A 14,675-nucleotide genomic window follows, 5' to 3' on the forward strand; every position below is an offset into this window, starting at 1 on the left:
CCCCCCCCCCCCCCCCCCCCCCCCCCCCCCCCCCCCCCCCCCCCCCCCCCCCCCCCCCCCCCCCCCCCCCCCCCCCCCCCCCCCCCCCCCGCGCCGACCTCAGCGCCCGCCACGCGGGCCGTACGAGCTGTGTCCCCGGCTGCCGCACAGGCGGTCGGGGACACAGCTCGTCGTGTGTGTGGGGGCCGCGGGCGCCGGCCCTGCCGCCGTGGGGCGGAGTTCCGGCGCCTTCCCTGCCCGGGGGCGAGCGGGGGCGGCGCCGCCCGCGGGCGCGGGGTCAGCTCGTGAGGACCGCCTTCATCACCGATCCGTCGGCGACCGCGGCCAGGGCGTCCGCGTGCCGGTCCAGCGGGAAGGACGTGACCAGGCTCGCCAGGTCGAACCGGGCGGCGAGCGTCGGCAGCAGCCGTACGTACTCGACGAGGTGCGCCCCGGTGAAGGCCCAGGAGCCGATGACGTCGAGCTGGCGGTACACGATCTGGTGGGGGTTGACCAGTGTGTCCCCCGCGTCCGTGTACTGGCCGATGACCAGGTACGTGCCGCCCCTGCGGGCGAGGTAGAGGCCCTGGGCGACGGCCTGGGGGACACCGGCGCACTCGATGACGAGGTCGGCGCCCTGGCCGCCGGTGGCCGCGCGCACCTCGTTCAGGATGTGGTCCGGGTCGGCGGCGTCGGCGATGTTCAGATGGACGTCGCCGATGCCCGCGCGCGCCGCGGCCTCCAGGCGCTCGGCCGGGCCGCCGATGACGATGACCTTGGCGGCCCCGGAGAGCTGGGCGAACGCCGCGGCCGCTAGCCCGACCGGGCCGCTGCCCTGGACGACGACGACCTCACCGAGCCGCACCGGGCGGCGCTCGTACAGGGCGTGCACGACGGTGGGGCCCGCGCAGGCGAGGGACATCGCGGCGAGCGGATCGACGCCCTCGGCCGCCTTGACGACCGTGGTGCCCTCTTGCAGGACGATGTGGTCGGCCCACGAGCCGGACAGCTCGGGCCCGGCCACGGTCGAGCGGTTGACCCCGTACGTACGGCGGTTCTCGCACAGCGTCGGCTCGCGGTGGATCCGGCACGGCGGACAGGTCCCGCAGGCGATGGACGAGGCCCACATCACGGAGTCGCCCGGCTTCAGCTCGGCGCCGAGCGCGTCGTGCGTGAGGCCCTCGCCCAACTCCCGTATCACGCCGAGGCCTTCGTGGCCGAGGACGAGCGGCGTGGGGATCGGCAGGTGCCCCTGGTGCAGGTGCAGGTCGGTGCCGCAGATGCCGCCGTACCCACAGGCGACGATCATGCCGCGCTCCGGGGCCGGGGGCAGCGGGTACTCGCGCAGCGCGAGGGGCTTGCCGAACTCCTCCAGGACGACCGCGCGGCCGGTGCGCCCGGTCATACGGCCGCCTCCTCGAGGTCGTCGAGGAAGGAGCCGTCGAGCGGGGAGAGCGGCGTGGAGTCGCGGCACACCACGTAGTCGGGGCGCGGCTCGCCGCTCCAGCTCGGCAGGTTGGTGACGTCGTTGTACGTCGCGATGAGCAGGCGGCGGGCGAACGGCGACATGTTGGGGGCCGAGCCGTGCACGATCTCCGGGGAGAAGAGCACGACGGAACCGGCGGGTCCCTTGGGGCTGGTCATGCCGTGCCGGTCGACGAGGTCGGCCAGCTGCTTCGGCGAGAGGGAGATGTCGTCCGGGTCCAGGTGCTGCGACGACTTCCGCTCCGCCTTGCGCCCCTCGTGCACGAGCCCGTCGCGGTGCGAGCCGGGCAGGAAGATGACCGGCCCGTTGAACTCGGTGACGTCGTCGAGGAATACGCCCACGTTGACCTGGAGCGGCGCGGGCAGGGTGTCGGAGATCTGCCAGGCGAGGAAGTCCTGGTGCCAGGCCCATTTGTCGCCGCCGAAGGCGGGCTTGGCATTGATCTTGAACTGGTAGACGTACACGTCGTCGGGGAGCAGCTGCTGGGCGGGGACCAGCAGCCGCGGGTCACGCATGAGCCGTGCGTATTCGGGCTGGCGGAGGTGCGACGAGTACACCGCGCGCACCTCGTCGCCGCCGTCCTCGATGATGCGGTGCGGCCCCGCCGTCTCGCAGTCGCGCCGGAACGCCGTGCGCAGGGTGTCGACCTCGCGCTCGTCCAGCAGGGAATCGAGCAGCAGAAAACCGTTCTCGTGGTACTGCTCCAACTGCTCCTGAGTCAGACGCATTCTTCTTTCGCTCCTTATGCGAAGGGTGTTCACGTAGGGGGCGCGTACGCGAGGTCGCGCCGGGGATTCACCCCATGAAGTGTCCGCCGTCCACGACGAGTTGTTGTCCCGTGATGTAGGCGGACCGCGAGGTCACAAGGAATTCGAGAGCGTCGGCGATGTCCTGCGGGGTGCCGATCCGCTTCTGGGGAATGGAGTCGATGACGGCCGCGCGGCGGTCCGGCTCGTCGAGCCGGTAGCGCTCGGTGACTTCCGGGGTGTCGGTAAATCCGGGGAGCAGCGCGTTGACCTGGATGTGCGGAGCCAGTTCAAGGGCCATGCACTTGGTGAGCTGGAGCAGCCCCGCCTTGCTTGCGCAGTAGTTGGCGCCGTTCGCCCGCGGGCGGATCGCCGTGGTGGCGCCGATGTTGACGATGGAGCCCCCGCCGGCCTCGATCATGGCGGGCGCCAGTGCCTGGCTGAGGTGGAAGGGCCCGGAGAGGTTGGTCGCGACGACCTGGTCCCAGTCCTCATCGGTCAGGGAGAGGAAGGGCCGGTCGCGGTTGACCCCGGCGTTGTTCACCAGGATCCGCGGGGCGCCGTGCTCGTCGAGGATCCGCGCGCAGGCGGCGCGGATCTCCGCGGGCCGCCCGACGTCGACGCGGACGGGCTCGATGCGCCCGTCGCTCGCCTGAGCCGCCTCCTTGGCCGCGGTCTCGTCGCTCCGGTACAGGGCGAGCACCCGGTGGCCCAGGGCGCAAAGGCGCAGGCTCAGCGTCAGTCCGATGCCCCGGGTGCCGCCGCTGATCACTGCCGTCGCCATGAGAACTCCACAGAGGTGCGTACCGCGGGGCGGTCGGCCGGCCGCGCGATCGTCCCGGCGCCGAGCGGCTCCGGCAGATCGCGCACGTCCATCACCCCGCGGAGACGAATGGATCGAAGAATTGGTTCGGATGAGGCCGCCGCCCGCGGTGAGCCGGGCGGGGAATATCCACGGGCGTACCGCCGCCGGTGAATTGAGGGCGCGCCGCCCGGGCCGCCCGGCCTGCGACCACACCCTCATGCCTGCGCCCTGCCGGGGTCAAGCTAGGGAAAGAGCGCCTGACAAGACCGCTTCGCGGTATCTCGGATGTCCTGTCCACAGGACACGGGGGCGGTGTACGGGGGTGGTGTACGGGGACGCCGCCGGGAATGACACGCGGGCCGCGGCGGGAATCGCAAGGGCCGCGGCGGGAATCGCAAGGGCGGCGGCGGCGAATTACCGGCGTACGTGCCGAACAGGTTTGAAACTCGGTGCCCGGGGACAGCCGCGGCCACCCTCCACGCCACGCGGAACACCGAGGGACGCCGGTCCGTGAGCTTCCGGCTCTCCTTGACGGATGCCCCCGCGACCGCCCCGCGCAACGCGGAGGAAAGGTCCGGGACATGCGCGGCATTGCCCTTCCCCGGCATTCCGTGAACGCTGTGCGGGGCCCTGTCCGCCGTGCTCGGCGCCGTCCTCGCAGGGCCTCATTCGGATGTCCTGTAGACGGGACACAGGGGCCGCCGCGCGACGCCCTGACAGGGACTCTTCTTTGCTTGACCCCGGCAGGGCGCAGGCGTGAGGGTGTGGTCGCAGGCCGGGAGGCTTGGGCGGCGCGTCCGGAATTCACCGGCGGCGGTACGCCCGGGGATATTCCCGCCCGGTCACCGCGGGCGGCGCCTTGCTCTGAACCAATTCTTCGATCCATTTGTCTGTGTGGGGTGATGGATGTGCATGCTCCGCTGGAGCGAAACCGTCCGCTGACGAGTAGGGACGGTGCGGCCGGACGGATCCTCGACACGACGGTGCTCGAGCTGTTCGCCCAGCAGGCCCGGCTGACTCCGGACGCGATCGCCGTGGTCTGCGGGGACGAGTCCCTGACGTACGGCCAACTGGACGCCAGGTCCTCCGCGTTGGCCGCCGGGCTCGCCGGACGCGGCGTGGCGCCGGAGTCGCTCGTCGCGGTCGCGCTGCCGCGGTCCGCGGAGTCGGTCGTGGCCCTCCTCGGCGTGCTGAAGGCAGGCGCCGCCTATCTGCCGCTCGACCCCGACTACCCCGTCGAGCGCGTCGAGTTGATGTTCCGCGACGCGTCCCCCGCCCTCCTGCTGAGCGCGGGGGACGCCGCGCCGCGGCTCTCCGGCTCCTGCCCCACCGTGGACGTGGCGGAGCTGACCGGCGCCGGCGGTGAGGTCGCCGCCGCCGCGCACCCGCTGTCGCTCGCGTACGTGATCTACACCTCCGGGTCGACCGGCCGGCCCAAGGGCATCGGCGTCACGCACCGCGACGTGACCGCCCTCGCGCAGGACGAGCGCTGGCGCGGTGGCGCGCAGGAACGGATGCTGCTGCACTCGCCGTTGGCCTTCGACGCCTCCGTCTACGAGATCTGGGTGCCGCTCCTCAACGGCGGCACGGTCGTCGTCGACCCGTCCCCGGACCTGACCCCCGCCGCCCTCGCCGAGCAGGTGGCGCGGCACGGCGTCACCGCCGTCTGGATCACCAGCGCGCTCTTCAACCTCCTGGTGGGGGAGGACCCGCACTGCCTGACCGGGCTCCGCGAGGTGTGGGTGGGCGGCGACCGCGTCTCGCCGCAGGCCGTCGCCCGGGCCGCGGCGGCCTGCCCCGACACGGTCTTCGTGAACGGCTACGGACCGACCGAGACCACGGTCTTCGCCACCAGCCACCGCGTCGACCCCACGCGCGACCCGGACGCGGAGGTGCCGATCGGGCAGCCCCTTGACAGCTTCGCGGGCTATGTGCTCGACGCCCGGCTGCGGCCCGTGGAGCCCGGCGCCCCCGGCGAGCTGTACATCGCGGGCCCCGGCGTGGCGCGCGGCTATCTGCGCCGTTCCGCGCTGACCGCCGAGCGGTTCGTGGCCTGCCCCTTCGGCCCCGCCGGTGAACGGATGTACCGCACCGGCGACTTGGTCGTCCGGAACGCGGACGGCGACCTCGTGTACCAGGGCCGCGCCGACCACCAGGTGAAGGTGCGCGGCTTCCGCATCGAGCTGGGCGAGATCGAGGCGGCGCTCCTGGCCCACCCCGCGGTGGCGCACGCCGCGGTGATCGCACGCGAGGGCCGCGGCGGCGACACGGCCAAGCAGCTCGTCGGTTACGTGGTCCTCGCCGAGGACGGCGCGCCCGACGCCGCGGGCCTCCCCGCCGAGCTGCGGGAGTCCGTGGCCCGACGGCTTCCGGAGTTCATGGTTCCGGCCGCCCTGATGGTGCTCGACCAGCTGCCGCTGACCCCGAACGGCAAGCTGGACCGGGCCGCGCTGCCCGAGCCGCACTTCACGAGCACCGCCTACCGGGCGCCGCGCACCGGGACCGAGGAGGTCCTGGCCGGTGTCTTCGCCGACGTCCTCGGCCAGGCCCGCGTCGGCGTCGACGACGACTTCTTCGCCCTCGGCGGCGACAGCATCCAGTCCATCCAGGTGGTCTCGCGCGCCAGGGCCCACGGCCTGCTCGTCACCTCACGCCAGGTCTTCGAACACCGGACCGTGGCCGAACTGGCCGGTGTCGCCGCCGCAGACACCGGGCAGCGCGGCCCCGTCCTCGCCGAGCTGGACGGCGGCGGCGTGGGCACCATGCCGCTGATGCCGGTGGCGCACTGGATCCTGGAGAACGGCCCCGGCTTCGACTCCCTGCTCCAGGCCGTGGTCCTGGAGCTGCCGCACGGCATCGACCGGGACGGCCTGGCCGCGACCCTGACGACCGTCATCGACCGGCACGACCTGCTGCGCGCGCGGCTGCTGCCCGACGGCCTGCTCGTCGCCCCGCCCGGCTCCGTGGACGTGGACCCGCTGATCCGCGCGGTGCCCTGCGACGGCCGGTTCGCGGGCGAGTCCTGGCGGAGCCTGCTCGTCGGCGAGCTGCGGGACCTGGCGGGCCGCCTCGACCCCGCGGCCGGGGCCCTCGCGCGGTTCGTGTGGTTCCAGCCGCCCACCGGCCCCGGCCGGCTCCTGGTCGGCCTGCACCACATGGTCGTCGACGGCGTCTCGTGGCGGATCCTGATGCCCGACCTCGCCGCCGCCTGGAAGCAGGTCCGCGACGGCGCCGCGCCGGACCTCGCCGCGCCCGCGACCTCCGTACGCCGCTGGGCGCACGCCCTCGTGGACGAGGCGGCCCGGCCGGAGCGCGTGGCCGAGCTGGCCCGCTGGACCTCGGTCCTCGACGGCCCCGACCCGGTCCTGGGCGCCCGGCGCCTGGATCCGGCCGTGGACGTGCAGGCCACCGTCGAGAAGGTCCGGGTGGTCCTGCCGAGCGCGGCCACCGAGGCCGTCCTCACCTCCGTGCCCGCGGCCTTCCGCGGCGGCGTCAACGACGTGCTGCTCGCCGCCCTGGCGATGGCGGTGGTCCGCTGGCGCCGCACGCGCGGCGTCGAGGAGCCCTCGACCCTGCTGCGCCTCGAAGGGCACGGGCGCGAGGAGGAGTCGGTGCCCGGCGCGGACCTGTCGCGCACCGTGGGCTGGTTCACCAGTGTCTTCCCGGTCCGCCTGAACCTGTCCGGGATCGACGTGGAGGACGCCTTCGCCTCCGGCCGGGCCGCGGGCGCCGTCATCAAGGCGGTCAAGGAGCAGCTCCTCGCCCTGCCCGACAAGGGCCTGGGCTACGGCCTGCTGCGCTACCTCAACCCGGAGACCGCCGAGGCGCTGCGCCCGCGCGGCCTCGGCCAGATCGGCTTCAACTACCTGGGCCGCTTCTCCACCGGAGACATGCCCGACGACCTGCGCGGCCTGGGCTTCACCCAGACCGCGGACGCCGCGGAGTTCACCGAGCTGGCCGAGCTGGACGCCGGACACGACCCGGCCATGCCCGCCCTGTGCGAGGTGGACATCAACGCGATGGTCACCGACACCGCGGCGGGCCCGCGCCTGGGCGCGGTCTTCGGCGCCCCGGCCGGGGTGCTGACCGCCGCCGAGGTCACCGAACTCGCCGAGCTGTGGCGCGACGCCGTCGAAGCACTGGTGCGGCACGCGGCCACCCCCGGCGCGGGCGGCCTGACGCCCTCGGACGTGCCCCTGGTCCAGGTCTCCCAGGGAGAGCTGGAGACCTGGGAGAGGCAGTACCCGGGCCTGTCCGACGTATGGCCGCTGACCGCCTTGCAGGCCGGTCTGCTGCACCACTCCAAGCTCGCCGGCACCGGCGTGGACATGTACCAGGTACAGCTCCTCTTCGGCTTCGCGGGCCCCGTGGACGCCGCGCGGATGCGCGCGGCGGGCCAGGCCCTGCTCGACCGGCACGCGAGCCTGCGCACCGCCTACGTACCCGACGCCTCCGGGGACATGGTGCAGCTCGTCGTCTCGGGCGTGACCCTGCCCTGGCGCGAAGTGACGGTGGCGCAGGACGCGTTCGAGGCCTTCCTGACCGAGGACCGCACCACGACCTTCGACACCGCCGAGCCGCCGCTCCTGCGCATGACCCTGGCGCACGTCGGCGACCGCACCGAGCTGGTCCTCACCGCCCAGCACGTGCTCTTCGACGGCTGGTCCGAGCCGATCCTGCTGCGCGAGCTGCTGTGGCTGTACGCCGACGCGTCCGCGCCGGCCAAGGCGCCGTCCTTCAAGGACTTCCTCGGCCACCTCCAGAGCCGCGACGAACAGCACCGCGAACGGTCCGTACGCGCCCACACCGACGCCCTCGCCGGGATCGACGAGCCGACGCTGCTCGTGCCCGACGAGCCCGAGCACGCCGCGAGCGGATTCGGGGAGGTCGACCTCGCGCTGACGCCCGACGAGGCCCGCGCCCTGGTCCGGCGGGCCGCGGAGACCGGCAGCACGCCCAGCAACGTCGTCCAGGCCGCCTGGGCCGTCGTCCTCGGCGAACTCACCGGCCGCACCGACGTGGTGTTCGGCGCCACGGTCTCCGGCCGCCCGCCCACGCTCCCGGGCGTGGCCGACACGGTCGGCCTGTTCATCAACACCGTGCCCGTCCGCGCGCGCTGCGCGCCGGACAGGACCCTCGCCCAGGTGGCGACCGCGCTCCAGGCCGCGCAGGCCGCCCTGCTCGACCACGACGACTGCTCCCTGGCCGACGTCCACGAGGCCGCGGGCCTGGACGCGCTCTTCGACACCCTCGTCCTGGTCCAGTCGCACCCCTTCGACAACGCTGCCATCGCGGAGGCCGCCGACGCGGCCGGCCTGCCCGTGCCCACCTTCCGCAACATCGCGGGGGCGAACTACCCGCTGATCGTCATGGCCGAGCAGGACCCGCTGCTGCGCCTGCGGCTCCAGTACCAGCTCAGCGCCTTCGACCCGGCGGGGGCCTGTGACGTCGCGGAGCGGCTGCTGCGCGTGCTGCGGGCGTTCCTCAGCGACCCCCACACCCGGGTCGGAGCGGTGGGCGCCCCGGCGTCCGGCGCGCGTACGGCCGCGGACCGGCCGGTGCCGGAGCCGGCCGACGAACTGGTGCCCGAGCTGTTCGCGCGCCTGGTGGCCGAGGACCCGGACGCCGTGGCCCTCGTCTACGACGGGGTGACGACCCGGCGCGAGCTGGACGAGCGGGCCGACCGCGTCACCGGCGAACTCCTGCGCCACGCCGTGGAGCCCGACTCCGTCGTGGCCGTCTGCTGCGCCGACCCGGTGGACCGCACGGCCGCCCTGCTCGCCGTCCTGAAGGCGGGCGCCTGCGCCCTGCCCCTGGACGCCGACGACTCCCCGGAGTGGGCCGGCTCCGTCGTACGGGACGCCGCGGTGAGCGCCGTCATCGTCGACAAGCAGACCGACGACCGCGACTGGGGCGGCCTGCCGCGCGTCCGGGTCCCCCTGGACGCGCTGGACGCCGCCCCCGCCGCCCCGCGGGTGCGTCCGCTGCCCGCGCGCCTCGCCCTGCTGGCCTACGCCCCCGACGCGACGGCCAGGCCGCGGGCGCTGGCCGTCACCCACGCCGGCCTGGTGCGAGGCGTACGCGACCGCACCTCCGCGGCTCCGCTGGAGACGGGCCCCGCCACGCCCGCCGCCGACCTCCTGCTCGCCCTGTGCGCGGGCCGCACCGCCGAGATCCGCAGCGAGGCGCCCGAGGCCCCGCCGCTCGGCGCCGACCCCGCCCGCGACCGCGTCCTCAGCCCCTCCCTCGCCCCGACCGCGCCCGGCGCGACCGGCGAGCTGTACGCGGGCGGCGCGTACGCGCGCGGCTACCCCCGGCACGGCGCCCGCACCGCCCAGGACTTCGTCGCCGACCCCTACGGCCCGCCCGGGGCCCGGCTCCACCGCACCGGGCAGCGGGCCCGCGTCACCGCCGACGGCCGCATCGAGCCCCTCGGCCCCACCGCGGAGCAGCGCACGGGCCACCAGGCCCTGGAGAGCGTCCTGTCGGACCACGCGGGGGTGGCGAGCGCCGCCGTCATCGCCACCGGCGCCGGTCCCGTCGCCTACGTCGTCGCCGCGGACGGCGCCCGGCTCGTCCCCGACGAGCTGCGGGCCCTCGCCGCACGGCGCCTCCCGCGCCGGCTCGTCCCGCGCGCGGTACTCGTCCTCGACGGCCGCGACGGCTTCGACGAGCTGCCCAGGACCGCCACCGGGCGGCTCGACGCCAAGCGGCTGCCCACGGCCGCCGAAGCGCCGCGCCCGGCCCGGGGCGCGGGCAGCGAACGCGAGGTACTCCTGACGCGGATCTTCAGCGACGTACTGCAACGGGAGAACGTCGGCGTCGAGGACAACTTCTTCGCCATGGGCGGCAATTCCCTGCTCGCGACCAGGCTCATCGGCCGCGTGCGCAACGAGCTCGGGGTGGAACTCACCATTCGCTCGATATTCCAGTACAAGACCATCGCCGAACTGGCAGCCCACTGGGACGAGATCGTCACAGCGAGCGGCCCCCGACTGCGCAAGATGAGCTAGGGAGAAACCCAGCATGTCCATAGTGAGCCCCGAACTCGCCGGTGAGACCCCGTACATCTGGCGCGCCCGGCAGCCGCAGAGCCGGCACCGGCTCATCTGCTTCCCGCACGCGGGCGCGGGCGCCACGGCCTACGCCGAGTGGGCCGCCCTGCTCCCGCCGGAGATCGAGCTGGTCGCCGTGCAGCTGCCCGGCCGCCAGGACCGTATCGCCGAGGAGCCGTTCAGTGAGGTCGGACCGCTGGTCAGCGTGTTGACCCACGCGCTGCGGCCGGTGCTCGGCGGTTCGTACTCGTTCTTCGGCCACTCCTGCGGCGCCGCGCTCGCCTTCGAGCTGGCCAAGGCGCTGCGCGCGAAGGGGCAGACCGGGCCGGAGCACCTCTTCCTCTCCGCGCAGGCGGCCCCCGGCGCGACCGGGATCCGTCAGCTGCACAACCTCTCCGACGACGAGTTCCGCGACGCGATGCTGACCCTCGGCGGCATCGACGAGGAAATCGCGAACGACGAATTCGTCATGGATTCCCTGGTGCCCGTGCTGCGCGCGGACTTCAGCCTCTGGGAGCGCCACCGCCCGGCCCCCGAGGCGCCGCTCGACTGCCCCATCACCGTGCTCGCGGGGGAGGACGACCCGCAGGCGCCGAAGGACTCCCTCGACGGCTGGCGCGAGCAGACCACCGCCGAGTTCACGCTGCGCTTCCACTCCGGTGGACATTTCTACTTCCTGGATTCGCCCGGCATCGTGGTCTCGGCCATCGCCGAGAAGGTGCTGGGCGCGGTGGCGGGGAGGACCGCGTGACGAGCCCGGACGCCCTCGGCGCACTCGACGACATCACCGGCCGGATCACCGCGGCCGCCCTCGCGGTCCCCGGCGTGGACGAGGCCGTCGCCGTGGCCCGCAAGGGGCTGCGGACGGCGGCCGCCCCGCGCCCCGCCGCCGCCCCGCCCGCCGCGGACCAGCAGGACCTCGGCGACGCCGCGCCCGCCCTCCTGGACGGCGGCCCCGTGCACGTCCCCGAAGGCGCGCCGGCCACCCTCCAGGAGGCCCTGCGCCAGGCGGCCCTGCTCGCCCCGGACAAGGGCACGATCTACCTCGTCAAGGGACACGACGACGTGTTCCAGAGCTACGCCGAGCTGCTCGCCGACGCCGAGCGGGTCCTCGCCGGGCTCCGGGACGCCGGGCTGCGCCCGGGGGACGCGGCGCTGTTCCAGTTCGCGGACAACAAGGCGTTCCTGACCGCCTTCTGGGCCTGCGTGCTCGGCGGCTTCGTACCGACCCCGGTCGGCGTGGCCACGACGTACCGCGCGGAGAACGAGACCAACCGCAAGCTGCACAACGCCTGGAAGCTGCTCGGGCGGCCCGTGCTGCTCACCGACGACGCCACCGCCGAGCCGCTCGCCGAGGTGCGTGAGCTGTGGGGCGAGCCCGAGGTGCGCGTCCTGACCGTCACCGCGCTCCTGGCCTTCGCCCCCGACCGCGACTGGTTCCCCGCCACCCCCGCGTCGCCGGCGCTCAACCTGCTCACCTCGGGCAGCACTGGGATGCCCAAGTGCGTGCACCACACCCACGCCAGCCTGGTCGCCCGGTCGCACGCCGTGATCCAGCACTGCGGCCTCACCGGCGACGACATCAGCCTCATCTACATGCCGTTCGACCACGTCACGGTCGCCTTCTACAACGTCCGTGACGTCTTCGCCCGGTGCCTGCACATCAACGCCACGACCGAGCACGCCCTGGGCGACCCGCTGCTGTGGCTCGGCTGGGTCGACCGCTACCGCGTGACGAACACCTGGGCGCCGAACTTCATGTACGCCCTGGTCAACGAGCACGCCGAGGAGGTCAGCCGCAACCGCTCCTGGGACCTGTCCTGCCTGCGCGAGATCGTCAACGGCGGCGAGCCGGTCATCGCCTCGACCAGCCACCGGTTCCTGGAGCTGCTCGCGCCGCACGGCCTCGCCGCCGACGCCATGCGCCCGGTCTGGGGGATGTCCGAGACCTGCTCCGGAGTGACCTACACCCGGCAGAGCCGCGACGACCGCGGCGCGGGCACCGTCGCCATCGACCCGGCATCGCTGACCGGCACCGTCCGCCACGTCGCCCCCGACGACGAGAGCGCGGTCGTCCTGTCGACGGTCGGCAGCCCCCTGCCGGGGGTGCGGCTGCGCGTCGTGGACGACTCGGGCCGGGAGCTGCCCGAGGAGCGCCTCGGCGAGCTGCGCATCCGCGGCGTGACGATGATGCACGGCTACTTCGCCAACGAGGAGGCCAACCGCGAGGCGTTCGACGAGGACGGCTGGTTCCGCACCGGTGACCTCGCGTTCGTCCACGACGGCGAGGTCGTGATCGCCGGGCGCAAGAAGGACCAGATCATCGTGCGCGGCATCAACTACATGGCGCACGAGGTCGAGAGCGTCGTCGAGCGCGCCGAGGGCGTGAAGGTCACCTTCTCGGCCGCCGTCGGAGTGCGCGAGCCCGGCGCCGAATCGGACCAGCTCGTGGTCTTCTTCGTGCCGGCCCGCTGGGACGCCGACGCGCTCGCCACGGTCGCCGAGGACGTCCGCGCCCTGCTGGCCCGCGAGGTCGGCATCGCCCCCGACCTGCTGGTGCCCGTCACCGAGGCGGAGTTCCCGAAGACCGGCAGCGGCAAGGTGCAGCGGGCCCACCTCGCCACCGCGTTCCGCGCCGGGACGTTCGCCGACCGGACGATCGGCGGCGAGGCGGCCGAGGAGGTGCCGGACACCTGGCTGTTCCGGCGCCAGTGGACCGAGCTGCCCGAGCTGCCCGAGCTGCCCGAGCTGCCCGAGCCGTCCGGCCCCGCGTCGGCCGCGGACACGGCCGGAGCCGGCGTACGACTCGTCATCGCCGACGCCGCCGACGCCACGCGCCTCGGCGTCGAAGGGCAGGTCGTCACCGTCCACCGCGGCGAGCGGCTCACCGAGCACGGGCCCCGGCGGTTCGATGCCCGCACGGACGACCGCGAGGACCTGCGGCGGCTGCTCGCGGCCGTGACCGAGGCCCACGGCCCGGTCGCCACCGTCCTCCTCGCCCCGCCGCTGTCCGGCGACGGTGACCCGCACGCCCGCCTCACCGCGGCGACGGCCGAGCTTTCCGCGCTCGTCGGGGCGCTCGCCGACGGGTCGTACGGCCACCCGATGCTGCTCCTCGTCACCTCCGGCTCGGTGTACGTACGGGACGGGGACGCCGTCGACCTCGGCACCTGCGCGCTGCCCGCCCTGGTGCGGACCGCCGTCGCCGAGAACCCCCACGCCGTGATCCGTCAGCTCGACCTGCCCGCGGACCCCGGTGCCTGGCCTGCGGCCGTGCGCACCGAGCTGGCCGACCGGACGGGCACGGGCACCGTCGCCGTGCGCGCGGGCCGGCGCCTCAAGCCGCAGGTGGCCCCGGTCGCCGACGAGGGCGCCCCGGCCGCGCCACCGCTGGTCGCGGGCGGCCTCTACCTGGTCACCGGCGGTCTCGGCGGCATCGGACACGAGATCAGCAGCTATCTCGCCGCCGCCTACGGAGCGCGCCTGCTGCTCGTCGGCCGCTCCGCGGCCGAGGGCGAGAAGGCGGCGAGGCTGGCCGAGCTGTCCGCGCTCGGCAGCGTCGTGTACGAGCAGCTCGACCTCACCGACGGGGACGCGCTCGAAGCGGCGGTCACCGCGGCCGAGGCCCGCTGGGGACGCCCGCTCGACGGCGCGCTGCACCTGGCGGGCGCCGACCCCACGGGGCAGTGGGCCGACCTCGAACAGCACACCGTGGCGGCCGAGTCCGAGGAGACGTACGCCGCCCAGTACGGGGCCAAGGTCGCGGGCACCCTCGCGGTGGCGCGGGTGCTCCTCACCCGCCCCGACGCCTCGCTCGTGCTCTTCGGCTCCGTCAACGGAGAATTCGGCGGACATTCCTTCGGCGCGTATTCAGCGGCCAATGGCTTCCTCGTCGGATTTGCGGACCACTGGCATCACGAACGCCGTCGTACGGTGCATTGCCTGGCCTGGAGCATGTGGTCGGGAATCGGTATGAACCGAAATCAGTCCGAGGCGCCCGCGCGCAGCCGTGGTTTCCGAGCCATCGACGCTTCGGACGGTCTTCGGCTGTTCACCGAAAGCATCGTGACACCGCACCACTACATCATCGTCGGCCTCGATCTCGGGAATCCGGCGATCGTGGACGAACTGGTCCCCGAACAGCTCAGGATCGGTGAGCTGCTCGTCGCCTACACCACCGACGGCGTCGACGCGGAGGCCGTGCACGCGGCCGTCGCGCCCACCGTGCGGGACTGCCCGGTACCGGTGCGCCTGGTGCGTGTGGACCGCGTCCCGAGGGACGCGACGGGCGGCGTCGACATCGCCCGACTGCTCGCCGACACGGCCGCCGAGCGCCCCAAGCGCACCTTCACGGCGCCCGCGAACGACCTGGAGCGGCAGCTCGCAGGGCTGTGGTCAAACGCCCTGAACCAGCCGGAGATCGGCAGGGACGACTCCTTCTTCGACCTCGGCGGCAACTCGATCCGGGCCACGCGTCTGCTCTCCCTGGTCGACGAGGCGTTCGCGGTCCGCGTGCCGACGCAGGAGCTGTACGAGCGCCCCACCGTCGAGGCGATGGCGGAGTTCGTCACCCGGCACACCACGGCCTGAGCGCAGGGCGCGCC

The 14,675-nt window shown here is 74.0% G+C and carries 6 protein-coding genes; 3 read left to right on the plus strand and 3 right to left on the minus strand.

The features are described from left to right. Nucleotides 1-277 precede the first annotated feature (277 nt). From AC07GB_RS38745 to AC07GB_RS38755, 3 genes are all read right to left on the minus strand, one after another. Entirely contained in the window at nt 278-1,384 is a 1,107-nt protein-coding gene (locus AC07GB_RS38745; RefSeq protein ID WP_478854097.1) for a zinc-binding dehydrogenase, read from the minus strand. Next, nucleotides 1,381-2,193, minus strand: coding sequence for a phytanoyl-CoA dioxygenase family protein (locus tag AC07GB_RS38750; RefSeq protein WP_478854099.1), 813 nt, complete (start codon nt 2,191-2,193; stop codon nt 1,381-1,383). The genes AC07GB_RS38745 and AC07GB_RS38750 overlap by 4 nt, the downstream gene beginning before the upstream one ends. A 67-nt stretch (nt 2,194-2,260) precedes the next feature. Next, on the minus strand, nt 2,261-2,995 hold the full coding sequence (locus AC07GB_RS38755) for an SDR family NAD(P)-dependent oxidoreductase (RefSeq protein ID WP_478854101.1): 735 nt from the start codon (nt 2,993-2,995) through the stop codon (nt 2,261-2,263). Nucleotides 2,996-3,999: 1,004 nt separating this feature from the next. Here AC07GB_RS38755 and AC07GB_RS38760 point away from each other — a divergent pair. Genes AC07GB_RS38760 through AC07GB_RS38770 form a run of 3 tightly spaced genes read left to right on the plus strand, consistent with a single transcriptional unit; the run spans nt 4,000 to nt 14,661 of the window. Further along, nucleotides 4,000-10,029, plus strand: coding sequence for an amino acid adenylation domain-containing protein (locus AC07GB_RS38760; protein ID WP_478854103.1), 6,030 nt, complete (start codon nt 4,000-4,002; stop codon nt 10,027-10,029). Nucleotides 10,030-10,042: 13 nt separating this feature from the next. Then, nucleotides 10,043-10,822, plus strand: coding sequence for a thioesterase II family protein (locus AC07GB_RS38765; protein ID WP_478854105.1), 780 nt, complete (start codon nt 10,043-10,045; stop codon nt 10,820-10,822). Next, nucleotides 10,819-14,661, plus strand: a complete 3,843-nt coding sequence (locus AC07GB_RS38770) for an SDR family NAD(P)-dependent oxidoreductase (protein WP_478854107.1) — start codon at nt 10,819-10,821, stop codon at nt 14,659-14,661. Before AC07GB_RS38765 ends, AC07GB_RS38770 begins: the two co-directional genes overlap by 4 nt. The last annotated feature ends 14 nt before the right edge of the window (nt 14,662-14,675 follow it).

This window comes from Streptomyces sp. NPDC045778 (genome assembly GCF_056431945.1).